The organism is Xanthomonas hyacinthi (assembly GCF_009769165.1).
Lineage (GTDB): Bacteria > Pseudomonadota > Gammaproteobacteria > Xanthomonadales > Xanthomonadaceae > Xanthomonas_A > Xanthomonas_A hyacinthi.
Map to the genome: position 1 here is coordinate 2113853 of NZ_CP043476.1, position 24111 is coordinate 2137963.

Here is a 24111-nt window from a genome sequence, read left to right on the forward strand (position 1 = left end):
ACCATCTCCCCCCGGAGATGCAACGGTCGGCGCCGCGCTGTGTGCATCGCGCGGCTGTCGGCAGGTCTTCGGGCTGATGGGCGACGGCCGATGGCCGGTGTCCTAGCCCGTCGCTTCCCAAGGCAGGGCGCCTCAGTGCGGGTGACGGGTTCGTTCCCAATTACCGCTGCGGGGCAGCGCCGGCCTGAGCGCTCGCGCGCCGCACCGGCTTCCCTTTTGATCCCGCAGCCTGGTGGCCGCTGGAACCGACCACCACAAGATAGTGGGGTACCCGGGCGCCGTCAACGCTAAATGTAGTCATGAAACCGAAAACCCAAGCGGGGCAACCGTTTGCCGCGCCAGCGCCGCAAGCCCCTGCGGCGGGCGCCGGAGCGGGCCTTGCGCGGGCCGTATCGCATACGCCGCAGGGGCGGCGGCGCGGGCGCTGGCGGTGTGCCGCGAGTGCCGCGGCGAGGCGCTGGCGCGGGCGTCAGCCCGCCGGCCAGCGCTGCAGCAATAGCGGCAGGGCCACCGCGGCGCTGTCGCGCCAGTGCAGGTCGGCGCGCGAAGACAGGCCGCTGGGTTCGGGATTGATGTCGACCACGTAGGCGCCGCGCTCCTTGGCGCGCAGCGGCAGCCCGGCGGTCGGATGCACCAGGCCGGAACTGCCGATCACCAACACCAGGTCGGCCGCATCGGCGGCGCTCTCGGCGCGCGCCCAGTCGGCCGCCGGCAGCGCCTCGCCGAACCAGACCACGCCCGGGCGCACCGCGCCGCCGCAGGCCGCGCACCGCGGCGGCGCCAGGCGCTGGGTCGGCGCCTGCACGTCGATCGGCGGCAGCAAGCCATGCCAGGCCTGGCCGCAATCGCCACAGCGCAACGCCGACAGCCGCCCGTGCACGTGCGCGGCGACCTCGCTGCCGGCGCGCTGGTGCAGGTCGTCCACGTTCTGGGTCGCCAGGGTGGTGCTCTTCAGCCCGGCCAGGCGCACCAGCGCGTGGTGCCCGGCATGCGGCTGCGCCTGCGCGACGATCGCCATGCGCCAGCGGTACCAGCCCCAGACCAGCGCCGGGTCCGCGCGCCATGCCTGCTCGGTGGCCAACTGCTGCGGATCGAAGCGTGCCCACAGGCTGTCGTCCTGGCCGCGGAAGGTCGGCACGCCGCTTTCGGCGGACATGCCCGCGCCGGTGAGCACCAGCAGGCGGCGCGCGCCCTGGATGAAGGCGGCGACGGTATCGGCGTTGTAGGCGGAACTGAGCATGGCGCACACAAAGGTGATGGTCTTCGCACTATCACATTGACCCAGTTCCACCTCAATCTGCAGCACAGCAATGCCGCCGCTGCTGTGGGTGCGACAAAAGGTTCGGGACGAAGGCGATGCGATCGCTGTCGCCATGACATGCGGCCCGCCACCGTCGGCGCTGTCGTCAGCGTCATCGCGTGAGGCATTGCTGTTGCTGTTGCTGTTGCTGTTGCTGCTGCTGTTGCTCTGGCTGTTGCTCTGGCTGTTGCCTTTGACCTACCGGTTCCCTTCCGAAGCGGCGGCCATGGTGGGGAAAAACCCGAAGGGCGGCGCACAAGGATGTGCGCCGTTCGCGGCAGGGGCAGGGCTCGCCGGAAAAAGGCGAAGCACTGCTTCGCCCCGGCGGGCGGGCTGGCGCCGTGAGGCGAATGCCCCGGACTTGGCCGCGTAGCGGACAAGCCCCTTCCGCGAATCCCCGGTATGGACGCGGACCCGGAGCGCGCAGCGCGGAGGGCGCGAGGCGGGGCGCGCTTTCTTTGGGTTGCTTTTCTTTGCGCGAGCAAAGAAAAGTGACTCGCCGCAAGGCGAAAGCTTTTGCCTTTGCCGTTGTCTTGGCACTGGAATGTTGAAGCGTTGAAGCAAGAGCAACAGCTTCCGCTGGCGCGGGTCACTTTTCTTTGCTTGTGCAAAGAAAAGTAACCAAAAGAAGCGCTTTACCACAGCCGAAGGCTGGTCAAGCACACCCCGCAGCACGCCTTCCGCGCTGCGCGCTCCAGGTCCGCAGCCCCAACGGGCATTTTTCGATGGCACATCCATGTGCCAACGAAAAACGTCGCGCATCCTGCGCGCCGCCCTTCGGGTATTCGCCCGCCGGGTCTGCCGCGCTGAGGGGACCCGGTAGATCAAAAGCAAAGCAAAGGCAACGGCAACGGCAACGGCAACGGCAACGGCAACAACGGAGCTGGCAGCCACGGTCGGTGAGACGGCCAATGACCGCCGCGCGTGCACAGCAGAGCGATCGCGCGCCCTCACATCCGGAACATCTCGTACCAGGTCGGTTCCGCCGGCGAGTTCAACGCCGCCGACAACCGTAGTCCCAGCACCCCGCCGCGTCTGCGCGGATTGCTACTGCCGTCAATCCACAGCCGCGCGCTCGCGTAGCACGCATGGCCTGGCTGTTCGAATTTCTCGCGGATCGGCGTTTTGAAGGCCGTCTCGTTCTCCGCCGACCAACTCCGCCCTTTCTCTCAATGCCGTCGCAGCGCATGCGCCATGATGGCTCGGGCCACTGCCGTATTGCAGACAGCAAAAACCCCGCCGCGCAGGTCGCGTGACGGGGTCTTTGGACAAGCCGCATCGTTCAGTCGAGGACGACCAGGGTCACGTCGATGTTGCCGCGGGTCGCGTTGGAATACGGGCAGACCTGGTGCGCCTTGTCGACCAGCGCCTGCAGTTCCTCGCGCGGCATGCCCGGCACGGCGATGCGCAGTTCCACCGCGATGCCGAAACCACCGGGGATCTGGCCGATGCCGACGCTGCCTTCGATGCTGACTTCGCCCGGCAGCTTCTGCTTGTCCTGCGCCGCCACCGCCTTCATCGCGCCGATGAAGCAGGCCGAATAGCCGGCCGCGAACAGCTGCTCCGGGTTGGTGCCGTCGCCGCCGGCGCCGCCCAGCTCGCGCGGGGTGGACAGCTTCACGTCCAGCGCCTTGTCGGAAGACACGGCGCGGCCTTCGCGGCCGCCGGTCGCGGTGGCGTGGGCGGTGTAGAGGATCTTTTCGGGTGAGGCCATGGTGGTTGCTCCTGGTAAGGCGCGTCGCGCCGGTTGATTGACAGCTATTTAATAGCACACTACTTAATTAACGGAACGTCATGGGCGTGCGACGGTTTCAGCCGCCGCCCAGATTGCCGCGCAAGGTTTCCAGTTGTTGCTTGAGCTGGCGCAATTCCTGCAGCGAGCACGCCGCAGCGCAGAACACCTGCTCGGGGACCGCACCGGCCTTGGCGCGCAACGCGCGGCCGGCCGCGGTCAGGCGCACCACGACCTGGCGCTCGTCGTCGAGCGAGCGCTCCCGGCTCACCAGGCCGCCGGCCTGCAGCCGCTTCAGCAGCGGCGTCAGCGTGGCCGAATCCAGGAACAGGCGCTCGCCGATCGCCCCGACCGTGCGCGCGTCCTCTTCCCACAGCACCAGCATCACCAGGTATTGCGGATAGGTCAGGTCCAGCGTCTTCAGCAGGCCGCGGTAGAGCTTGTGCATCGCCAGGTTGGCCGAGTACAGCGCGAAGCACAGCTGCTGGTCCAGCTGCAGCGCAGCGTCGCGGCTGGGGATCTCGGCAGGGGTGCGCTTCTTCGGCATGGCCGCAATTTACATAGCGCGCTATTTAATTGCAAGCACTTTTCCAAGATCGCACCGGTCGGCACGTGCGCCGTTTCGCTCGTTGCGGCCGTCGGCGCTGGCAGGAGTGCGAAACCTGCCGGATGTCGTGCTTCGTTCGTCGCGGCTGAAGCCGCTCCTACAGAAACCGCGGCAGGCTGACTGGGTGCACTGTAGGAGCGGCTTCAGCCGCGACGAATCCAAGCGGCAAGCGCTCCGTGTGCGCCATACCTTCGCGGCCGAGGACCCGAGTCCACGTAAAGTCGGTGTCCAGGAGGAGGCCTGGCGAGAAAACGGCATGCCGCTCTCTCGCCAAGGCCATCGCCTCGCCACCATCCTCAGGCGCGGTGCGCAGTGGCCAGGTATTCGGCGCTCTGCATCTCGATCAGGCGCGAGGCGGTGCGCTCGAACGCGCCGGCCAGGCGCTCGCCGGTGTACAGCTGCGGCGGCGCGTCCTGCGCGGTGCAGACCAGGTTGACCTGGCGGTCGTACAGTTCGTCGATCAGGTTGACGAAGCGCCGCGCCGCATCCTCGTTCATGCGGTCGAAGTGCGGGATGCCGCCGAGCAGCACGGTGTTGAATTCGCGCGCGATCTCGATGTAGTCGGCCGGCCCGCGCGGGCCTTCGCACAGCGCGGCGAAATCGAACCAGGCGATGCTCTTGCCGCGGCCGCGCACCGCGATCTTGCGCGCCTCGATGACGATGTTGCCGCTGCGCGCGGATTCATTCCCGCTGAGCTCGCCCCAGCGCCCGTCCAGCCACGGATCGGACTGCGCATCCAGCGGCACGCGGTACACCGGCGAGCGGGTCAGCGCGCGCATGCGGTAATCCTCGGTGCCCTCGGCGTACAGCTCCACGCAGTACTTCTGCAGCAGCGCGATCGCCGGCAGGAAGCTCTCGCGCTGCAGGCCGTTGAGGTACAGGTTCTGCGGCGCGGTGTTGGAGGTGGTGACCAGGGTCACGCCCTCGGCGAACAGGCGCTCCAGCAGCCGCGCCAGCAGCATCGCATCGCCGATGTCGGTGACGAAGAATTCGTCCAGCACCAGCACGCGCAGCTGGGTGCGCCATTCCTGCGCGATCTTGGCCAGCGGATCGCTCTGCCCGGCGTGCTCGCGCAGGCGCTCGTGCACGCCGCGCATGAAGCGGTGAAAGTGGGTGCGGTACTTCTGCTCGATCGGCAGGCCGTCGTAGAACAGATCGACCAGGAAGGTTTTGCCGCGGCCCACGCCGCCCCAGAAATACAGGCCGCGCACCGGCTCGGGCTTCTTCCAGAACGCGGACAGGCGATCCAGCCAGCCGTCCTGGTCGCTGTCCACGATCGCGGCGTGGATGCGGTCCAGTTCGCCCAGCGCGGCATGCTGCGTCGGATCGCCACGCCAGTCGCCGCGCGCCACGCCGGTGGCGTAGCGTTGCGAGGGCGTCGCCGCGACATTCATCGGCACCGGCCCGCGCAGCACCGTGCGCGCGGCCATGCGGCCGCATGACGCCACATGGCGCTCACGCCGGCTGCGCCGGCAGCCATGCCTTGACCTCGTGCTGCAAGGCGCCGCGCAGGTCGATCAGCTTGCGGTGGAAGAAATGGCTGGTGTCGGGCATGCGCACCAGCTGCGGCTGCGGCTGCAGCGTCTCCAGCCAGTCGTACACGGCCTGCGGATCGACGATCTCGTCGGCGTCGCCCTGGATCACCAGCCACTGCGGCGGCGGTTCCACGCCGGCGAAGTCCCAGCGCCCGGCGGGCGGTGCGATCGACACCAGCGCCTGCGGCTGCAGTGCGGCGCTGGCACGCAGCGATACGTAGGCGCCGAAGCTGAAGCCGGCCAGCCACAGCGCATCGTGCGGGCGCTGCGCGTGCACCCACGCCGCCACCGCGGCCAGGTCCTGTTGTTCGCCGTCGCCATGATCGAAGCTGCCGGCGGAGGCGCCGACGCTGCGGAAATTGAAGCGCACCACCTGGACGCCGAGTTCGCGCAGCGCGCGCGCGACCATCGTCACCACCTTGTTGTGCATGGTGCCGCCCTCGGTGGACAGCGGGTGGCAGACGATCGCGGTGACCGGCAGCGCGGCCACCTCGGCATCGGGCAGATCGACCGCGGCCTCGAGCGGGCCGACGGGGCCGTCCAGGGTCAACGCGCCGGATTCGGTGGGGAAAGCGGGACAGGTCATGCGCTCATAATAGCGGGGCTGGGTGCAGGCCACATGCCGGCCATGCGCACGCAGCGTTCTCTTCCCCGAGCGGATCCCCTGCGCGTGGCGTTCGTTCTGCTGAGTGTGCTGTGCAGCGTGCTGGTCTCGGCGCTGCTGAAGCTGGCGCCGCGCCGGCGCATCGACCTGGCCCAGGCGGTGACCTGGAACTATCTGGCGGCGGCGTTGCTGTGCGCGGCCCTGCTGCCCCCCCGCTGGCCACGCTGCGCAGCGCGCAGGCGCCGTGGGCGGCGCTGCTTGGCCTGGCGGTGCTGCTGCCGGCGCTGTTCCTGGTGCTGGGCCGCGCGGTGACGCTGGCCGGCATCGTGCGTACCGACGCGGCGCAGCGGTTGTCGCTGCTGCTATCGCTGGCGGCCGCGTTCGCGCTGTTCGGCGAACGCGCCAACGGCGACAAGCTGGCCGGGCTGGCGCTGGGCCTGCTGGCCATCGCCGGCATCGTGCACCGGCCCGGACCGGCGCCGGCCGGCGCAGCGCGCGCCGCGCCATGGCTGCTGCTGGTATGGGCCGGCTTCGCGCTGATCGACGTGCTGCTCAAGCGCATCGCCCAGGCCGGGACGCCGTTCGCCGCCTCGCTGCTGGTCGCCTTCGCCATCGCCTGCGTGCTGCTGCTCGGCGTGCAGCTGTGGCGGCACCTGCGCGGCAGCGCGCCGCTGGCCTGGCGCAACCTCGGCGCCGGCCTGCTGCTGGGCGCGCTCAACTTCGGCAACATCGCGTTCTACGTGCGCGCGCACCAGGCGCTGCCGGACAGCCCGGCGGTGGTGTTCGCGGCGATGAACCTGGGCGTGATCGTGCTGGGTGCGCTGCTCGGCGTGCTGGCCTTCGGCGAGAAGACCAGCGTTTGGAATCGTGCCGGTCTGGGGTTGGCGCTGCTGGCGATCGTGCTGATCGCGGTCGGCGCGCGCGGCTAGCGATGGGAAGGGCCGCCAATTGCGCCGCAGAAGATCGAGGCGCCGCGATCGCCGGCCGGAGCCACCGTGGGAGGGACTGCAGTCCCGACGGCTTCCCGGCCGGACGGTTGCATGTCTGCGCTCGTCGCGGCTGAAGCCGCTCCCACAAACGGCATGGCGGCCAACCAGCACGACGCGTGGATCCCAGACCGGGGGATATTGGAAGACTTGCAGTCGCGACAGGCTCCGAAGCCGGGCTGCTGTACGACTCCGAGTACCCCGATCAGCGCCGCCAGACCGGGAACGGATCGGCCAGCGCCTGCCAGGCCACCGGACCGCGTCCCAGCTCCGCGTCGTCGAGCAGGCAGGCGTCGAGTTCGGCGCGCACCCGCGCCTCGTCCAGATCGACGCCGATCACCGCCAACTCCTGGCGGCGGTCGCCCCACAACGGATGCCACAACGCGCGCAGCGCCGCGTATTCGCGCGCGTCGCCGACCTCCTCGGCACGCGGCGGCGGCGCGCTCCAGCACGCGCTGTGCTGCCGCTGCCAGCCCAGCTCGGTGTAGGGCAGCGGTCGCGGCGGCAATGGCAGCGGCGTGTCCAGCAGGCCCTGCTCCACGCGTGTGCGCGCCGCGTACCAGAAGCCGGCCGCCTGGGTCTGGGTGGCCGCGCCGGCGATCGACAGTTCGCCGACCCAGTCCATGCGGCTGGCCAGCCAGAAGAAGCCCTTGCTGCGGATCACATCGCGCAGGCCGTGCTGCGCCAGGCGCGCGAAGCGCAACGGATGGAACGGACGCTGCGCGCGGTAGACGAAGCTGCCGATACCGAACTGCTCGGTCTCCGGTGTGTGCTCGCCACGCAGCGCCTGCATCCAGCCCGGCGCCAGTTGCGCACGCACGAAGTCGAAGCGGCCGGTATTCAGCACCAGGTCCAGCGGCACGTCGCCGTGGCTGGCTTCGACGATGTGCGCGTCGCGATTGAGTGCGCGCAGCACCGCGCGGGTGCGCGCCACCGTGGCCGGGGCGGCCAGGTCGCACTTGCCGATCACGATCACGTCGGCGAATTCGATCTGCTCCACCAGCAGGTTGACCAGCCCGCGCTCGTCGTCGGCGCCGGCCTGCAGGCCGCGCTCGGCCAGGCGCTCGGCCGAGCCGAAATCGCGCAGGAAGCTCGCCGCATCGACCACGCTGAGCATGGTGTCCAGCCGCGCCACGTCGGCCAGGCTGCGGCCGTGCGCGTCGCGCACCGCGAACGTGGCGGCGACCGGCATCGGTTCGGAAATACCGGTGGATTCGATCAGCAGGTAGTCGTAGCGGCCGCTGTCGGCCAGGCGCTGCACCTCCTGGCGCAGGTCCTCGCGCAGCGTGCAGCAGATGCAGCCGTTGCTGAACTCGACCAGGGTCTCCTCGGTGCGGCTGAGCGCGGCGCCGCCGTCGCGGATCAGCGCCGCATCGATGTTGATCTCGCTCATGTCGTTGACGATCACCGCCACGCGGCGGCCGTCGCGGTTGCGCAGCACACGGTTGAGCAAGGTGGTCTTGCCGGCGCCGAGGAAGCCGGACAGGACGGTGACGGGAAGGCGGCGGTCGCGCACGGCGGGCGTTGGCATGGTGGCTTGGACGTGGCGGAAGAAATATTATTATATAACACTTCAGTGCCGGAATCGCCGCCCATGAAATCGCTGCCTCACCCCTTCTTCGATGCCTCCGCCGTGCTCTTGTCCGGGCTGTGCCTGCTGCATTGCCTGGCGCTGCCGCTGCTGGCCGCGGCCCTGCCCCTGTTCGGCGTGTGGGCGCAGGCCGAATGGGTGCATGGGCTGTTCGTGGCGATCGCGCTGCCGCTGGCCGGGCTGGCGCTATGGCGCGCGCAGCGGCAGCGGCCGCTGCCGTGGCCGCTGTGGACGATGGCTGTGCTCGGGCTATGCGGACTGCTGGCCGGCGCGCTCGGATTCCCCAGCGCGCAGGCCGAAACCGCGGTCACCGTGGCCGGCAGCCTGCTGCTGGCGAGCGCGCACCTGTGGAACTGGCGGCGCAGCGGGCGTTGTTAGACGCTATTCCAGGGATTCGGGATGACCAGCCATGCGGCTGTTGGAAAGCCGGGATTCGGGATTGGGGATTGGCAAAAGCGGGGCTCGCGGCCTGGACGACCGCGCTTCTCCTTGCACATCCGGTCCCCACCCAGCAGCGCCATCCGCTATTCCGAGATTCGAACTAAGCGCAGCCGCGCGCGGCGCAGATCGCAGCCCTCCGCTTCAACGAATCCCCAATCCCCAATCCCCAATCCCGGCTCTCAAAGCTCAAAGCCCAGCAGCAACGGGTCGTGATCGGAGCTGCGCCACGGGCCGGGCAGGTTGCGCTCGCGGTAGCCGTCGGCATCGGGCGAGTCCGCATTGACGTGCCATTCGGCGGCGCCGCGCAGCAGCGGCGCCAGCGCCGGGCTCAGCAGGGCGTGGTCGAGGCGGCCGCTCAGGCCCTTGTAGATAAAGCTGTAAGGCCGCTCGACGTGCGCCTCCGGCAGCGCATCGCGCCAGCCGGCGTCGCGCAGCAGGCGCAGCGGGTCTTCCATCGCATAGGCGTTGAAGTCGCCGAGCAGCATGCTGGCACTGCTGCCGCTGGCGGTCGGATCGCTGCGCAGCCACGCATCCAGGCGCCGCGCCGAGTCGGTGCGGATGGCGTTCCAGCAGCTCTGGCCGTCGCCGCGGTCGGCATCGTCGCCGACCGCGGCGCCGCAGCCCTTGGACTTGAAGTGGTTGGCGACGACCACGAACGGCGGCCCGTTGCCGCGCCGGAACGCCTGCGCCAGCGGCACCCGGCTGTGCGCGGCGAACGGGCCGCCTTCCAGCACCGCCGGCTTGCCGACCGGGCCGACCCGCGAGGCGCGGTAGATCAGCCCGACCCGGATCGGGTTGTCGCCCGGGCCGCGCCCGGCATCGACGAAGCGCCAGTCGCCGCCGTCGCCGGCATTGAGCGCGGTCACCAGCGTGGCGATCGCCGAGGTCGGCCCGTAGCCGTCGTTCTCCAGTTCCATCAGCGCGGCGATATCGGCCTGCAGCGGGCGGATGGTGGCGACCAGCTTGGCCAGCTGCGCCTGGAATTCGGCCGCGCTGCGCGCCCCGCGCAGGGTCGGGAAGCCGCCGCCGCGGCCGTCGCCGTTGAAGAAGTTCTCCAGGTTGAACGCGGCCACGCGCACGCTGCCGGCGACCTGCGGCGGCGGCGGCGCCGGCGCCGGCGGCGGGGTCGGCTGCAGCGGCGCGGTCGGATACAGCCGCGCCGCGCCCTCGACCACGCCGCCGACGATGCCTTCCACGCCCTGCAGCGTCGTGCCGGCGCGCGGCGCCGCGGCGGCCTGGCCGGTGCCCAGGTAGGCGGGCAGGCTGTCGGGCGCATGCGCCGCGGCCTCGCCCAGGCGCAGCAGGCGCCGCGCATTGTCGGCGCTCGCCGCGGCGTGCTCGGCGCTGCCCGACGCGGCGATCTCGCTGGGCTGCCACAGGCGTCCGCCGAAGGCGACGCCGAGTTCGCCGGCCTTGGCCAGCGCGTCGGTATCGACCACGGTCAGCGGCGCATCGATGCGCACGCGCATGCCGGCCAGCGCCGACCAGTCGGCCGGCGCGGCGTCGAGCACCTGCAGCGGCAGCGGCTGCGCGCGCGCCAGCACGGTGTGCCCGGCGGCGCGCACGCTGCGCCCGGCGAACGGTGTGGCGGCGGACGCCAGGCTCGGCGCGCGCCGTGGCGCCAGTTCGCCCCAGACCCGCACCCGGTCGCCCGGCGCCAGCGTGGCGTCGGCATCGCCGCGCACCAGCAGCGCGTCGGCGGTGAGCGGATCGCCGTCGCCGGCGTCCTGCACCAGATAGCCGTCGCCGCCGGCCTGCAGGCGCGCGGTGACCACACCTTCGAACACCACGCCCTGCGCGCCGTCGGACGGCCTGCGCGCCGTCGGACGGCCGCAACTGCCCGACCGGCACCATCTGCGGCGGCGTCAACGCATGCGCGGCGGGCGCGCCGGCAAGCAGCAGCAACGACAACATCGGCGGCAACAGGCGCATGCGATCACGCTCCTTAGCTCGCCGGCACGAGCCGGCATCGAATACGAACGCGCCGCCCGGAGGCGGCGCTGGAACCCGCAGGATGCGGCAGGCTACTTCAGGTTGGACAGCATCCAGTCGACCGTGGCGTGGATCTGCGCTTCGCTGAGCGCCGGATTGCCGCCTTTGGGCGGCATGATCCCGCCATCGGGGCCGGTGTAGCCCTCGATCGCGTGCTTGTACAGCGTGTCCTTGCCTTGCGCGATGCGCGCGTCCCAGTGCGAATGGTCCAGGGTCGGCGCCTTGCCGACGCCGGTGGTATGGCAGGCGGTGCACAGATTGTCGAAGATCGCCTTGCCGTCGGTGGTGCCGCCATAGGCGACCTGCGCCGAGGCCTTGGCCAGCGCCGCCGCCTGCGCGGCAGCCTGCGTCGCGGCGCCGGTGCTGCCGGCATAGACCGCGCCCACCGGGGCGATGCGTTGCTCGGTGCGCTTGAGCGCCACCGGCGAGACCTCCGGCGGAATCGATCCGTGCAAATAGGCCGCGAACGCGATCAGCCCGAGCGTGATGATGACCAACAGGCCGATCACCAACGAGGACCGCTTGAGAAATTCGAGGTCGTAATTCCGCACATCACACCCCTTTGGCACGTGGTGACCGGACCACCGCTACGCGGCCGAGTATAGCCAGCGTTTGCCGCGCACGGCAGCCCGGCGAGGCGGCGGAGCGCAGACGCTGCGTGCTGCATCGCAGCAGTTGTGCCGCGCACCGGGAGCGCGTATCGGTCCGCGGCGGTCGCGGCGCGTCCTGTCCGGGGCGGGGGGGCGACCGGGCGCATCGCGCCGCCGCACGGCATGCCCGCCAGCGCCGCCCGGCTGCGCAGGTTCGGCTATGGCGCCGCTGCACTGCCGACCGCGCGCAGGCAGAAGCCGCACACCGCCTCGACCAGGCGTTCGCTGTCGCGCGGGCCGTCGCGGCTGGGCGCGGTCGGCCCGACCAGGGCTTCGGTGTAGGCGCCGACCAGACAGGCCGCGGCCGCGTCCAGGTCCTGCGCCGGAAATTCGCCGGCGGCCACGCCGTCGGCGAGGATGCCCTTGAACAGATCGCCGAACAGGCGCCGGCAGCGGATGCGCTCGGCGTCCACCTCCGGCTCCACCGGTTCGGCGATGAAGGCGTAGGCCAGTCCCGGCCCGGCCAGCGCGCGGCGCACGAACGAGGCGATCGCCGCGCGCAGGCGCTGCGCCGCCGGCGCCGGTTCGGCGGCGATGCCGCGCAGGATCGCCAGCTCGTGGTCCACCGCCGCGGTCAGCACTTCCACGAACAGCTCGGCCTTGGACGGGAAGTGGCGGTAGATCAGCCCGGTGGACACCCCGGCGTCGGCCGCCACCGCGGTCACCGGCGCGCCGCGGAAGCCGCCAGCCGCGACCAGCCGCCGCGCCGCCAGCAGGATCCGCTGGCGATTGCCGGCGAGGCGTTCTTCCATCAGCGCGGAGCGTTTGTAGGCCATGGGGTGATTCTATGTTCAATTAATGAATTATTGTTCACTTCTTCACCGTTCCCGGCTACGCTGGCGTCCATTCCCTGGCGCCGCCTGGATTCTAGGCGCCCCGTCTGCCGCACGCCTGCCTCCGGAGCCCGCCATGCTGATGCCGTCGTTGAATTTCGAACTGGGCGAGGACATCGACCTGCTGCGCGACACGGTGGCCGCCTTCGCCGCGCGCGAGATCGCGCCGCTGGCCGAGCAGGCCGACCGCGACAACGCGTTCCCGGCGCCGCTGTGGCGCAAGCTCGGCGAGCAGGGCCTGCTCGGGCTGACCGTGGAGGAGGACTACGGCGGCAGCGCGATGGGGTATCTGGCGCACGTGCTGGCGATGGAGGAGATCTCGCGCGCGTCCGGCGCCATCGGCCTGTCCTACGGCGCGCATTCGAACCTGTGCGTGAACCAGCTACGCAAGAACGGCAGCGCTGCGCAGAAGGCGCACTACCTGCCTAAGCTGTGCAGCGGCGAGCACGTCGGCGCGCTGGCGATGAGCGAGCCGGGCGCCGGTTCGGACGTGGTCTCGATGAAGCTGCGCGCCGACCTGCACGGCGACCACTACCGGCTCAACGGCAACAAGATGTGGATCACCAACGGCCCCGACGCCGACGTGCTCGTGGTCTACGCCAAGACCGACCCGGCCGGCGGTGCGCGCGGCATCACCGCCTTCATCGTCGAGAAGGGCATGCCCGGCTTCAGCACCGCGCAGAAGCTGGACAAGCTCGGCATGCGCGGCTCCAACACCTGCGAGCTGGTGTTCCAGGATTGCGCGGTGCCGGTGGAGAACGTGCTCGGCAGCGTCGGCGGCGGCGTGCGCGTGCTGATGTCGGGCCTGGACTACGAACGGCTGGTGCTGTCCGGCGGCCCGCTGGGGCTGATGGCCGCGGCGATGGACGTGGTGATGCCGTACGTGCACGAGCGCCGCCAGTTCGGCGAGGCGATCGGCAGCTTCCAGCTGATGCAGGGCAAGCTGGCCGATATGTACGTTGGCCTCAACGCCTGCCGCGCCTATGTGTATGCGGTGGCGCGCGCCTGCGACGCCGGCCGCACCACCCGCCAGGACGCGGCCGGCGCGATCCTGTACGCCGCCGAGAAGGCGACCTGGCTGACCGGCCAGGCGATCCAGGTGCTGGGCGGCAACGGCTACATCAACGACTACCCGACCGGGCGCCTGTGGCGCGACGCCAAGCTGTACGAGATCGGCGCCGGCACCTCGGAAATCCGCCGCATGCTGATCGGCCGCGAATTGTTCGAGCGGACCAAGTGATGCGCTTCGTGTAGGAGCGGTTTTCGCCGCGACACGCTCCTGGTGAAGCGTCGCGGCTGAAGCCGCTCCTACGCGGAATCTCTTTTCTCCTTTTCGATGGCCCCTGCCATGAGCGTGATCCAGACCCAGTTGCAACCCGGCAGCGACGCCTTCGCCGCCAATGCCGCGGCGCTGCGCGCGGTGGTCGACGACCTGCAGCAGACCCAGGCGCGCATCGCCCAGGGCGGCAGCGCCGCGGCGCGCGCCAAACACCAGGCGCGCGGCAAGCTGCTGGCGCGCGAGCGCATCGACGCATTGCTCGATCCCGGCAGCGCCTTCCTGGAGATCGCCCCGCTCGCCGCGCTGGGCCTGTACGCCGACGCGGTGCCGTGCGCCGGCGTGGTCGCCGGCATCGGCCGCGTGTCCGGCGTGGAATGCGTGATCGTCGCCAACGACGCCACGGTCAAGGGTGGCACCTATTACCCGATGACGGTGAAGAAGCATCTGCGCGCGCAGGAGATCGCGCAGCAGAACCGGCTGCCGTGCATCTACCTGGTCGATTCCGGCGGCGCGTTCCTGCCGCTGCAGGACGAGGTGTTCCCGGACCGCGACCATTTCGGCCGGATCTTCTACAACCAGGCCAACCTGTCGGCGCAGGGCATCGCCCAGATTGCCTGCGTGATGGGCTCGTGCACCGCCGGCGGCGCCTACGTGCCGGCGATGAGCGATGAGACGGTGATCGTGCGCGAGCAGGGCACCATCTTCCTCGGCGGCCCGCCGCTGGTGAAGGCGGCCACCGGCGAGGAAGTCAGCGCCGAGGAGCTGGGCGGCGCCGACGTGCACACGCGCATCTCCGGCGTGGCCGACCATTTCGCCGACAACGACCTGCAGGCGCTGGCGCGGGTACGCGCGATCGTGGCCCAGCTCAACTGGTGCAAGCCCGCGCCGGCGCTGGCGTTGCGCGCGCCGGAGCCGCCGCTGTATCCGGTCGAGGAGTTGTACGGGGTAATCCCGGCCGATCCGCGCAAGCCGTTCGACGTGCGCGAGGTGATCGCACGCGTGGTCGACGGCTCGCGCCTGGACGAGTTCAAGGCGCGCTACGGCACCACCCTGGTCACCGGCTTCGCGCACCTGCACGGCTACCCGGTGGGCATCGTCGCCAACAACGGCATCCTGTTCTCCGAGTCGGCGCTGAAGGGCGCGCACTTCATCGAACTGTGCGTGCAGCGTGGCATCCCGCTGCTGTTCCTGCAGAACATCACCGGCTTCATGGTCGGGCGCAAGTACGAGCACGGCGGCATCGCCAAGGACGGGGCCAAGCTGGTGATGGCGGTGGCCTGCGCGAAGGTGCCCAAGTTCACCGTGGTGATCGGCGGTTCGTTCGGCGCCGGCAACTACGGCATGTGCGGCCGCGCGTATTCGCCGAATTTCCTGTGGATGTGGCCGAACGCGCGGATCGGGGTGATGGGCGGGGAGCAGGCGGCGAGCGTGCTGGCGACGGTGCGCCGCGACGGCGTCGAGGCCAAGGGCGACAGTTGGTCGGCCGCGGACGAGGGCGCCTTCAAGACGCCGATCCGCGAGCAGTTCGAGCGCCAGGGGCATCCGTATTACGCCAGCGCGCGGCTGTGGGACGACGGCATCATCGATCCGGCGCAGACGCGGCGGCTCTTGGGACTGGGGTTGTCGGCGGCGTTGAACGCGCCGGCAGAACCGACCCGGTTCGGGGTGTTCCGGATGTGAGCGGGCGCGATCGCCCTGCTTTGCACGCGTGGCGGTCGTCGGCGGTCCCGCCGACCATGGCCGACAGCTCCGCTGTTGCTGTTGCCTCTGCCTCTGCCTCTGCCTCTGCCGTTGCCGTTGCCGTTGCCGTTGCCGTTGCTGTTGCCTCTGCCGTTGCTGTCGCCTTTGCTTTGCTTTTGATCTACCGGGTCCCCTCAGCGCGGCAGCCCCGGCGGGCGAATACCCGAAGGGCGGCGCGCAGGATGCGCGACGTTTTTCGTTGGCACATGGATGTGCCATCGAAAAATGCCCGTTGGGGCTGCGGACCTGGAGCGCGCAGCGCGGAAGGCGCGCTGCGGGGTGTGCTTGACCAGCCTTCGGCTGTGGTAAAGCGCTTCTTTTGGTTACTTTTCTTTGCACAAGCAAAGAAAAGTGACCCGCGCCAGCGGAAGCTCTTGCTCTTGCTCTTGCTCCAAAGCTTCAACATTCCAGTTCCAGAACCAAGACAAAGGCAAAGGCAAAAGCAAAAGCTTTCGCCTTGCGGCGAGTCACTTTTCTTTGCTCGCGCAAAGAAAAGTAACCAAAAGAAAGCGCGCCCTGCCTTGCGCCCTCCGCGCTGCGCGCTCCGGGTCCGCGTCCATGACGGGGATTCGCGGAAGGGGCATCCTGCCCCTGCCGCGAACGGCGCACATCCTTGTGCGCCGCCCTTCGGGTTTTTCCCCGCCATGGCCGCCGCTTCGGAAGGGAACCCGATAAGTCAAAAGCAATGGCAACAGCGACAGCCAAAACCAAAACCAAAACCAAAGCAATAGCCAAAGCAACCGCAACCGCAACCGCAACGGCAACCGCAACGGCAACCGCAACCGCAACTGCAACTGCAAGACACGACACCCCTCTTCCAGGCAACTGACCATGGCCACGCCCGAGCTGCCGATGTTCGACAAGATCCTGATCGCCAATCGCGGCGAGATCGCCTGCCGGGTGATCGCCACCTGCCGCACACTCGGCATCGCCAGCGTCGCCGTCTACTCCGACGCCGACCGCGACGCCCGCCACGTGCGCCTGGCCGACGCAGCCATTCACATCGGCCCCGCACCCGCGCGCGACAGCTACCTGCGCGGCGAACGCATCCTCGACGCCGCCCAGGCCAGCGGCGCCCAGGCGATTCACCCCGGCTACGGCTTCCTCTCGGAGAACGCCGACTTCGCCGAGGCCTGCGCCGCGCGCGGCATCGTGTTCGTCGGGCCGCCGCCGGCGGCGATCCGCGCCATGGGCGACAAGAGCGCGGCCAAGGCGTTGATGCACGCGGCCGGCGTGCCGCTGACTCCGGGCTACCACGGCGAACGCCAGGAGCCGGAGTTCCTGCGCACACAGGCCGACGCCATCGGCTATCCGGTGCTGATCAAGGCCAGCGCCGGCGGCGGCGGCAAGGGCATGCGCCGGGTCGACCGCAGCGAGGACTTCGTCGCCGCACTGGCCGCCTGCCAGCGCGAAGCGCAGGCCGCGTTCGGCAACGCGCACGTGCTGGTGGAGAAATACGTGCTGCGGCCGCGGCATATCGAGATCCAGGTGTTCGGCGATACGCATGGCGAACTGGCCTACCTGTTCGAACGCGATTGCTCGGTGCAGCGCCGCCACCAGAAGGTGCTGGAAGAAGCGCCGGCGCCAGGCATGAGCGCCGAACGCCGCGCGGCGATGGGCCAGGCCGCGGTGGAAGCCGCGCGCGCGGTCGGCTATGTCGGCGCCGGCACGGTGGAGTTCATCGTCGCGCCCGACGGCGCGTTCTACTTCATGGAAATGAACACGCGGCTGCAGGTGGAGCATCCGGTCACCGAGTGCATCACCGGCACCGACCTGGTCGCGTGGCAGCTGCGCGTGGCCGCCGGCCAGCCGCTGCCCAAACGCCAGCACGAACTGGCGATCCGCGGCCATGCGCTGGAGGCGCGGCTGTACGCCGAGGATCCGGCGCGCGGCTTCCTGCCCTCGACCGGGACGCTGCAGCATCTGCGCCTGCCGGCGACGGATGCGCATACCCGCGTCGATGCCGGCGTCGACCAGGGCGACGTCATCGGCCCGCACTACGACCCGATGATCGCCAAGCTGATCGTCTGGGACGAAACCCGCGAACGTGCGCTGCGGCGCATGCACGCGGCGCTGGCCACGTGCCAGGTGGTCGGCGTGGCGACCAATGCCGCGTTCCTGCAGCGCCTGATCGGCACCGCCGCGTTCGCCGGCGCCGATCTGGACACGACGCTGATCGAGCGCGAGCATGCGGCGCTGTTCGAGACCACGCCGGCCACTGCCGAGTCGACCTGGACCCTGGCCGCGCTGGCCTGGTTGCTGCACGACCGCGCCGACGCCGCGCCGCCGGGCGACCCGCATTCGCCCTGGGACCTGCGCGACGGCTGGCGCCTGGGCGAACCTGCACCGCGCCGCCTGATCCTGCAGCACGGCGAGGCGCGGCGCACGCTGCGCGCGACCGCCACCGACGCAGGCTGGCGCATCCACGACAGCGCCACCGATGCCGTGCTCCTCGCCACCGGCAGCCTGCAGGACGGCCGCCTGCTGGCGCAGCTCGATGTGCAGCGCGTGCATGCCGACGCAGTGTTCGCCGGCAGCCGCCTGCATCTGTTCGTTGATGGCCAGGCGCAGCTGTTCGACCTGCACGATCCGGTCGCCGAGGCCGACCAGCCGCTCGCCGACAGCGGCGGGCTGACCGCGCCGATGCCCGGCCGCGTCGTCGCCGTGCTGGTCGCCCCCGGCACCCGCGTGGCGCGCGGCACGCCGCTGCTGGTGCTGGAGGCGATGAAGATGGAGCACACCTTGCAGGCCCCCGCCGACGGCGTGGTGCACGGCTACCGCGTGCGCGAGGGCGAACTGGTCGGCGACGGCGTGGCGCTGCTGGATTTCGAAAGCGCATGAACGTGCGCGACACTGGCGCCCTGGATCAGGTCACCAGCTTGGTGACAAAGCGCACGCTGCCGTCTTCTTCGACGACCGCACCCAGCGGGCCATTGCCATTGGCCTTGCAACCGTCTCCGACCGCGCTGAATTCGACAGGGACGCTCAATTGTTGCAAAACCGTGTTGATCGCCATGATCTTTTTCATGCTTGCATCGGATGTATTGTCGCCGCCGTGGATTGCGACTTTCGCCGTGTAGCCATCTTTTTTCAGCTTTTGGATGTAATCCTTGATTTCCCACTGGGCCATGCGGTTTTCCGGCATCACGTGGAAAACCCTTGCCTTACCTTTGCCCTTCGTCTGGCTTTCGCCGCCAACCGCAACGGCCACGCACAGCTCCATCCCATCGGTCACGCACAGAACGCCGGGCTTGGAGGTACCGGTCGATGCGGTGCCATTGCTGCTGGTCGAGAAGCCGACGCCCTTTATCGGCGTATCTTGGCTGAGCTGGAACGACTGCTCACCACTGGATGTGGCATGCCGTCGCTGCAGCCTGCTGGATGCGAGTTTCGCCGGGAATGGCGTCTCATGGGCACGATTCTTCAACTGCTTGTCCTGGTTCTTGCGTTCCCTCTGATTGTCGTCAGCGGACAGCTGCTGGAGCTGCGGATGGGCATCGGGACGATACGCGTAGCGAGTGATCGAGCTGGTCATTGCGCCTTTCCGGCAGGGCGTGGGGCTGCAATCGTTCCACGCAACGCGTGGACGGATGCGACCAGCCGCGAAACTTTCCTGCGCAATGCGAATGTGATGCGGCAGCGAACCGATCGCGACAGCGGCTGCCAGTGAAACACCTAGGACCTGCGCCGGGAAGCGGAGGCGGGCAGAAATAGCTGGCTGAAACGGAACTTGCGCGGCCACTCCGCGGCGGCAAGCCGCCGCCGGTTCGGAGGATGCCGACCGGCCGCCGGCACGCTTCGCCTTTCATCCCTTGCCCACCGGCAATACCACATCCATCAGCGTCGCATCCTCCGGGTCCGGCGTGGCCTTGAAACCCAGGTGTTCGCACATCGCCAGCATGGTGCGGTTCTCGCGCAGGACCTGGCCTTCGATGACGTTGAGGCCGAGCCAGCCGGCGTATTCGATCATGATCCGCATCAGCTGCCAGCCGATGCCGTGGCCCTTGAGGTCGGAGCGGATCAGGATGCCGTATTCGCCGCGGTCGTAGTCGGCGTCGGCGTGCAGGCGCACGGCGCCGAGCATGTCGCCGGTCTTGGGCTCGATCGCCACCAGGGCGATCGAGCGGGCGTAGTCGAGCTGGGTCAGGCGGGCGATGAATTCGTGGCTGAAGTGCTTCACCGCCTGGAAGAAACGCAGGCGCAGGTCCTCGTCGGTGACGCGGGCGAAGAAGCTGCGGAACAGCGCGTCGTCTTCCGGACGCACCGGGCGCACCAGGGCGGCGGCGCCGTCGTTGAGCACGATGCGCCGCTCCCATTCCTTCGGATACGGGAAGATCGCGAAACGCGGATGGCCGCGGCCCTTGTGCAGGCGCCGCGACGGCGCTACCGCCACGCGCGCGTCCAGCGCGATCACGCCGTCGCGGTCGGCCAGCAGCGGGTTGATGTCCAGTTCGCGGATTTCCGGCAGGTCGGCGGCCAGTTGCGCCAGCTTGACCAATACCATCGCCACCGCGCGCTCGTCGGCCGCGGGCACGTCGCGGTAGGCCTTGAGGATGCGGCTGACGCGGGTGCGGCCGATCAGTTCGTGGGCCAGGCGCAGGTCCAGCGGCGGCAGCGCCAGCGCCTTGTCGTCGATCACTTCCACCGCGGTGCCGCCGCGGCCGAACACGATCACCGGGCCGAAGGTGGGGTCGTCGGCGATGCCGGCGATCAGTTCGCGCGCCTTCGGCCGCAACAGCGTGGGCTGTACCAGCACGCCGTCGATGCGCGCATCCGGGCGCGCGGCACGCGCGCGGGCGAGGATGCCTTCGGCGGCGTCCTGCACCGCCTGCGCGCTGACCAGGTTCAGGCGCACGCCGTCCACGTCGGACTTGTGCGGGATGTCGGCCGAATGGATCTTCACCGCGACCGCCAGCCCCTGCGCCAGCATCGGCGCCGCCGCCACTGCGGCGTCGGCGGCGCTGGCGGCGTGCACCACCGGCGCGGTGGGAATGCCGTAAGCGGCGAGCAGGCGGGTGGTGGCCAGCGGCTCCAGCCAGGTCTGGCCGGCGGCCAGCGCGGCGTCGACGATGCCGCGCGCGGTGGCCGCGTCGAACACGAAATCCTCGGGCAGGCTGGGCGGGGTCTCCATCAGCGCCGCCTGCGCTTCGCGGTAGCGCACCAGGTGCATGAAGCCGCGCACCGCGTCGGCTTCGGTGGCGTAGGTGGGGATGTGCGCGGCGTTGAGCGCGGCGGTGGCGCTTTCGTCGTTGCCGAGCCACACCGCGAACACCGGCTTGTCGCGGTGCTGGCGCGGGCGCAGGCCGAGGGTGCGGGTCAGCGCCTGCGCCGCGTCGGCCGAGGAGGTGAACGCGGTCGGCACGTTGACCACCAGCACCGCGTCGTTCTCCGGATCGGCCAGCAGCGCGGCGGCGGCGGCGGCGTAGCGCTCGCCGTCGGCGTCGACCACGATGTCCACCGGGTTGGCGTGTGACCATTCCTGCGGCAGCGCCTGCTCCAGGCGTTGCAGGGTCTGCGGCGACAGCGCGGCCAGGGTGCCGCCGAGGTCGGTGAGCTTGTCCACCGCCAGGCGGCCGACGCCGCCGCCGTTGCTGAGGATGGCCAGGCGCCGCCCGGGAAAGGTGCTGAGCCGGCCCAGGGTTTCGGCGGCGGCGAACAGCTCGTCCAGCGCGCGCACGCGCAGCAGGCCGGCGCGGGCGAAGGCGGCGCCGTAGACCGCGTCGGAACTGGCCAGCGCCTGCACGTGGGTGTCGGCATTGGGATCGATGCGCAGCTGGCGGCCGGACTTCACCACCACCACCGGTTTGGCGCGGGCCGCGGCCCGCGCGGCGGACATGAACTTGCGCGCGTCGTGGATGTGTTCGACGTACAGCAGGATCGCGCGGGTGCGGGAGTCGGTGGCGAAGTAGTCGAGCAGGTCGCCGAAGTCCACGTCCAGCGCGTCGCCCAGCGACACCACCGCGGAGAAGCCGACCGAGCGCGCCACGCCCCACTCCACCAGGGCGGCGGCGATGGCGCTGGATTCGGAGATCAGCGCCAGGTCGCCGGGCTGCGGGCAATGCGCGGCGATGCTGGCGTTGAGCTTGGCGTGCGGGGCGATCACGCCCAGGCAATGCGGGCCGAGGATGCGCAGGCCCTTGGCGCGCGCCGCCGCCGCGACCCGCGCCGCGGCCGAGCCCGGGCCTGCACCCAGCCCGGCGGTGAGGATGATCGCCGCGGCCACACCGCGCCGCGCGGCGATGGCGACGATGCGCGGCACGATCCGCGCCGGCGCGGTGACGACCACCAGGTCCGGCACCCACGGCAGATCGGTGAGCCGGCGCACGGTGGGCACGCCGTCGATCTCGCGGTAGCGCGGGCTGACCCAGCCGATCTGCCCGGGAAACCCGGCCGCGCGCAGGTTGCGCACCACCGCGCGCCCGGCCGAGCGCGCGCGCGGACTGCCGCCGACGATGGCGATCGAGGCGGGGCGGAACACGGACTGCAGGTGATAGGTGCTCATGGCGGGCGCGGGGCGGGCAAGCGGTGCGCCAACGGTACACGGGTGATGCCGGCGCGGGGACGATCGGGGAAGGTGTGCGCATCCAGAGCATGCCGGGCGGGCGGCGGCGGCGGCCGGCAATCCCGACGCCGTTCGTCGCGGCTGAAGCCGCTACAGGGCATTGTCGGTGGCTGACGGCGGCCTTCCGAAGCCGATGCATGCATCGCTTCGCTGGTCGCGGCCGATGGCCTGAGCGTCACTCGCAGCTCTGGCGAAAAAGCTGTGCAGATGCGCCGGGAACGAGCGCGGGCGCAGTGTCGATGCGGCTTGCGCCCGGCACGCGCGCAGCGAGCGCAAAACAGCGTGCCGTGCGTGTCGCGCTGCGCTGCTGTCGCTGGCCGTGGTCGCTGGCCTAGAATTCAGGTTCATACCGCCCGGTCCTTCTGCGCATGTCGTCCCCGTCTTCTCCCGTCGTCGCCGCCGTTCCCGCGCGCGACGGTTTCGTCGTCCTTGCGCTGCTGCTGGTCTACGTGGTCTGGGGCTCGACCTATCTGGCGATCCGCTTCGCGCTGGAGGGCGGCACGCCGCCGTTGAGCATGGTCTCGGGGCTGCGCTTCGTGGTCGCCGGTTCGCTGCTGTACGCGGTGCTGCGCCGCCGCGGCGTGGCCGCGCCGACGCGCGCGCAATGGCGTTCGCTGACGGTGCTCGGCGCGCTGCTGCTGCTGTGCGGCAATGGCATGGTGGTGCTGGCCGAGCGCCAGGTGTCCTCTGGCCTGGCCGCGGTCGCGGTGGCCTCGGTGCCGCTGTGGATGGCGTTGTTCGGCGCGCTGCGCGGGCAGCACGCCAGCCGCGGCGAATGGCTGGGCATCGTGGTCGGGTTCGCCGGCGTGCTGTGGCTCAACGCCGGCAGCAGCCTCAGCGCCAGCCCCAAGGGCCTGGTGCTGCTGTTGATCGCGCCGATCGGCTGGGCGTTCGGCTCGGTGTGGTCGCGCGGACGCGATCTGCCGACCCCGTTCATGGCCGCGGCCGGGCAGATGCTGTGCGGCGGCGTGCTGCTGGTCGCCACCGGCCTGCTGAGCGGCGAACGCCCGCACGCCTGGCCGACGCCGCACGCGCTGATGGCGGTCGCCTACCTGTGCGTGTTCGGCTCGATCGTGGCGTTCACCGCCTACGTGTGGCTGCTGCACAACGTGCGTCCGGTGCTGGCCGGCAGCTATGCCTACGTCAATCCGGTGATCGCGGTGGTGCTGGGTAGCTGGCTCGGCGCCGAGCGCTTCAGCGCCAGCGACCTGGGCGCGATGGCGGTGATCCTGGCCGGCGTGGTGGTCATCACCGTGGCGCGGACGCGGCGATGAGCGTCACCGAGCAGGAGACGCGCCGCGGCCTGTTGATCACCGCGCTGACCTTCGCGCTGTGGGGCGTGGTGCCGGTGTACTGGCATCTGCTCAAGGCGGTGCCGTCGGCCTACATCATCGCCCACCGCATCGTCTGGAGCGCGCTGCTGGTGGTGGGCTGGCTGCTGTACAGCGCGCGCCTGCAGTGGTGGCGCAGCATCGCCGCGCAGCCGCGCGCGCTGGCCATCCTGGCGTTGAGCAGCCTGGCGATCGCGTTCAACTGGGGCCTGTACATCTGGGCGATCAACGCCGGCCATGTGATCGAGGCCAGCCTGGGCTACTTCATCAATCCGCTGGTCAACGTGCTGCTCGGCGTGCTGGTGCTGAAGGAGCGGCTGCGCGCGTTGCAGTGGCTGGCGGTGGCCTGCGCCGCGCTAGGCGTGGCGTGGCTCACCGTCGATGCCGGTGCGCTGCCGTGGATCGCGCTGAGCCTGGCCGCCTCGTTCGGGCTGTACGGCCTGCTGCGCAAGCTGGTGCAGGTGGATGCGGTGGCCGGGCTGGGCGTGGAAAGCCTGTACCTGTTCCTGCCGGCGCTGGGCTTCGTGCTGTGGAGCGAAACCGGGCACGGCGGCGGTTTCGCCGCCGGCTGGGGCTGGCGCAACGATCTGCTGCTGGTGTTCGGCGGCGTGGTCACCGCGGTGCCGCTGATCGGCTTCGCCTACGGCGTGCGGCGTATCCCGCTGTCGCTGGTCGGCTTGCTGCAGTACATCGCGCCGAGCCTGCAGTTGCTGCTCGGGGTGTGGTTCTTCCGCGAGCCGTTCGACAGCGGCAAGGCGATCGGCTTCGCCGCGATCTGGGTCGGGCTGCTGCTGTTCGCGGGCGAGAGCCTGTGGCGTTCGGGCTGGGGGAGGCGCCGCGGCTGAGCCGGGATTCGGGATTCGGGATTCGCAAGGGCCGAAGCCGTTCCCCCTGATAGCGCGGCGGCCCGCGCAGGCCGCCGTTACGA

The 24111-nt window shown here is 70.2% G+C and carries 19 protein-coding genes, 2 pseudogenes and 1 riboswitch; of the genes and pseudogenes, 9 read left to right on the top strand and 12 right to left on the bottom strand.

The features are described 5' to 3' along the window. Positions 1 to 42 precede the first annotated feature (42 nt). Positions 43 to 265, bottom strand: a riboswitch (cobalamin riboswitch). 204 nt (positions 266 to 469) lie between these two features. After that, positions 470 to 1240: an SIR2 family NAD-dependent protein deacylase gene (locus tag FZ025_RS09555; protein WP_046978873.1), complete on the bottom strand. Its 771-nt coding sequence runs from the start codon at positions 1238 to 1240 to the stop codon at positions 470 to 472. Between the two features lie 70 nt (positions 1241 to 1310). Between FZ025_RS09555 and FZ025_RS09560 the strand changes: the two genes are divergently transcribed. Continuing rightward, positions 1311 to 1673 (top strand): hypothetical protein, encoded by a 363-nt coding sequence (locus tag FZ025_RS09560; RefSeq protein WP_104558346.1) that lies wholly within the window; start codon positions 1311 to 1313, stop codon positions 1671 to 1673. 715 nt (positions 1674 to 2388) lie between these two features. Next, on the top strand, positions 2389 to 2556 hold the full coding sequence (locus FZ025_RS09565; RefSeq protein WP_158185545.1) for a hypothetical protein: 168 nt from the start codon (positions 2389 to 2391) through the stop codon (positions 2554 to 2556). Between the two features lie 26 nt (positions 2557 to 2582). On the opposite strand, the gene FZ025_RS09570 is transcribed toward FZ025_RS09565, so the two are convergent. The 4 genes from FZ025_RS09570 to FZ025_RS09585 all read right to left on the bottom strand — a co-directional run bounded on the left by FZ025_RS09570 (position 2583) and on the right by FZ025_RS09585 (position 5760). Further along, positions 2583 to 3014, bottom strand: a complete 432-nt coding sequence (locus tag FZ025_RS09570; RefSeq protein WP_046979729.1) for an organic hydroperoxide resistance protein — start codon at positions 3012 to 3014, stop codon at positions 2583 to 2585. Positions 3015 to 3111: 97 nt separating this feature from the next. Continuing rightward, complete coding sequence (locus FZ025_RS09575) at positions 3112 to 3579, bottom strand: MarR family winged helix-turn-helix transcriptional regulator (RefSeq protein ID WP_046979728.1); 468 nt, start codon at positions 3577 to 3579, stop codon at positions 3112 to 3114. A gap of 356 nt (positions 3580 to 3935) precedes the next feature. Continuing rightward, positions 3936 to 5033 carry a cell division protein ZapE gene (gene zapE / locus FZ025_RS09580; protein WP_046979730.1) on the bottom strand — a complete coding sequence of 366 codons (1098 nt, stop codon included), beginning with the start codon at positions 5031 to 5033 and terminating at the stop codon, positions 3936 to 3938. A 61-nt stretch (positions 5034 to 5094) separates the two neighbouring features. Beyond that, a complete protein-coding gene (locus FZ025_RS09585; protein ID WP_046979726.1) occupies positions 5095 to 5760 on the bottom strand; it encodes an alpha/beta hydrolase in 666 nt (221 codons plus the stop codon). Positions 5761 to 5844: 84 nt separating this feature from the next. Between FZ025_RS09585 and FZ025_RS09590 the strand changes: the two are divergent. Further along, positions 5845 to 6707, top strand: a pseudogene (locus FZ025_RS09590) (EamA family transporter). A gap of 262 nt (positions 6708 to 6969) precedes the next feature. Here FZ025_RS09590 and FZ025_RS09595 read toward each other — a convergent pair. Beyond that, positions 6970 to 8295: a GTP-binding protein gene (locus FZ025_RS09595; protein WP_104558345.1), complete on the bottom strand. Its 1326-nt coding sequence runs from the start codon at positions 8293 to 8295 to the stop codon at positions 6970 to 6972. A 63-nt stretch (positions 8296 to 8358) separates the two neighbouring features. Here FZ025_RS09595 and FZ025_RS09600 point away from each other — a divergent pair, with 63 nt between their 5' ends. After that, positions 8359 to 8733 (top strand): MerC domain-containing protein, encoded by a 375-nt coding sequence (locus tag FZ025_RS09600; RefSeq protein ID WP_046979724.1) that lies wholly within the window; start codon positions 8359 to 8361, stop codon positions 8731 to 8733. Between the two features lie 242 nt (positions 8734 to 8975). On the opposite strand, the pseudogene FZ025_RS09605 reads toward FZ025_RS09600, so the two are convergent. From FZ025_RS09605 to FZ025_RS09615, 3 genes and pseudogenes are all read right to left on the bottom strand, one after another. Further along, a pseudogene (locus tag FZ025_RS09605) lies at positions 8976 to 10728 on the bottom strand (ExeM/NucH family extracellular endonuclease). A 92-nt stretch (positions 10729 to 10820) separates the two neighbouring features. Next, positions 10821 to 11339 (bottom strand): c-type cytochrome, encoded by a 519-nt coding sequence (locus FZ025_RS09610; protein WP_104558344.1) that lies wholly within the window; start codon positions 11337 to 11339, stop codon positions 10821 to 10823. Positions 11340 to 11596: 257 nt separating this feature from the next. Further along, positions 11597 to 12214, bottom strand: coding sequence for a TetR/AcrR family transcriptional regulator (locus FZ025_RS09615; RefSeq protein WP_104558343.1), 618 nt, complete (start codon positions 12212 to 12214; stop codon positions 11597 to 11599). A 133-nt stretch (positions 12215 to 12347) separates the two neighbouring features. Between FZ025_RS09615 and FZ025_RS09620 the strand changes: the two genes are divergently transcribed. Further along, on the top strand, positions 12348 to 13511 hold the full coding sequence (locus tag FZ025_RS09620; RefSeq protein WP_104558342.1) for an isovaleryl-CoA dehydrogenase: 1164 nt from the start codon (positions 12348 to 12350) through the stop codon (positions 13509 to 13511). Positions 13512 to 13619: 108 nt separating this feature from the next. Then, on the top strand, positions 13620 to 15230 hold the full coding sequence (locus tag FZ025_RS09625; protein WP_046981212.1) for a carboxyl transferase domain-containing protein: 1611 nt from the start codon (positions 13620 to 13622) through the stop codon (positions 15228 to 15230). A gap of 459 nt (positions 15231 to 15689) precedes the next feature. Here FZ025_RS09625 and FZ025_RS09630 read toward each other — a convergent pair whose 3' ends face one another. Further along, entirely contained in the window at positions 15690 to 16100 is a 411-nt protein-coding gene (locus FZ025_RS09630; protein WP_158185546.1) for a hypothetical protein, read from the bottom strand. A gap of 21 nt (positions 16101 to 16121) precedes the next feature. Here FZ025_RS09630 and FZ025_RS09635 point away from each other — a divergent pair, with 21 nt between their 5' ends. After that, positions 16122 to 18131: an acetyl/propionyl/methylcrotonyl-CoA carboxylase subunit alpha gene (locus FZ025_RS09635; RefSeq protein ID WP_046980500.1), complete on the top strand. Its 2010-nt coding sequence runs from the start codon at positions 16122 to 16124 to the stop codon at positions 18129 to 18131. Between the two features lie 25 nt (positions 18132 to 18156). Here the strand turns inward: FZ025_RS09635 and xopAF are convergent, their stop codons facing one another. Both xopAF and FZ025_RS09645 read right to left on the bottom strand, forming a co-directional pair. Continuing rightward, a complete protein-coding gene (xopAF, locus tag FZ025_RS21995) occupies positions 18157 to 18825 on the bottom strand; it encodes a XopAF/AvrXv3 family type III secretion system effector (protein WP_208803757.1) in 669 nt (222 codons plus the stop codon). A 270-nt stretch (positions 18826 to 19095) separates the two neighbouring features. Next, the gene (locus tag FZ025_RS09645; protein ID WP_046980499.1) at positions 19096 to 21792 is read right to left on the bottom strand and encodes a bifunctional acetate--CoA ligase family protein/GNAT family N-acetyltransferase; all 2697 of its coding nucleotides are present in this window, start codon (positions 21790 to 21792) and stop codon (positions 19096 to 19098) included. Between the two features lie 428 nt (positions 21793 to 22220). On the opposite strand from FZ025_RS09645, the gene yedA reads away from it, so the two are divergent. Continuing rightward, entirely contained in the window at positions 22221 to 23126 is a 906-nt protein-coding gene (gene yedA / locus FZ025_RS09650; RefSeq protein WP_046980498.1) for a drug/metabolite exporter YedA, read from the top strand. Then, entirely contained in the window at positions 23123 to 24028 is a 906-nt protein-coding gene (gene rarD, locus FZ025_RS09655) for an EamA family transporter RarD (protein WP_046980497.1), read from the top strand. Before yedA ends, rarD begins: the two co-directional genes overlap by 4 nt. The last annotated feature ends 83 nt before the right edge of the window (positions 24029 to 24111 follow it).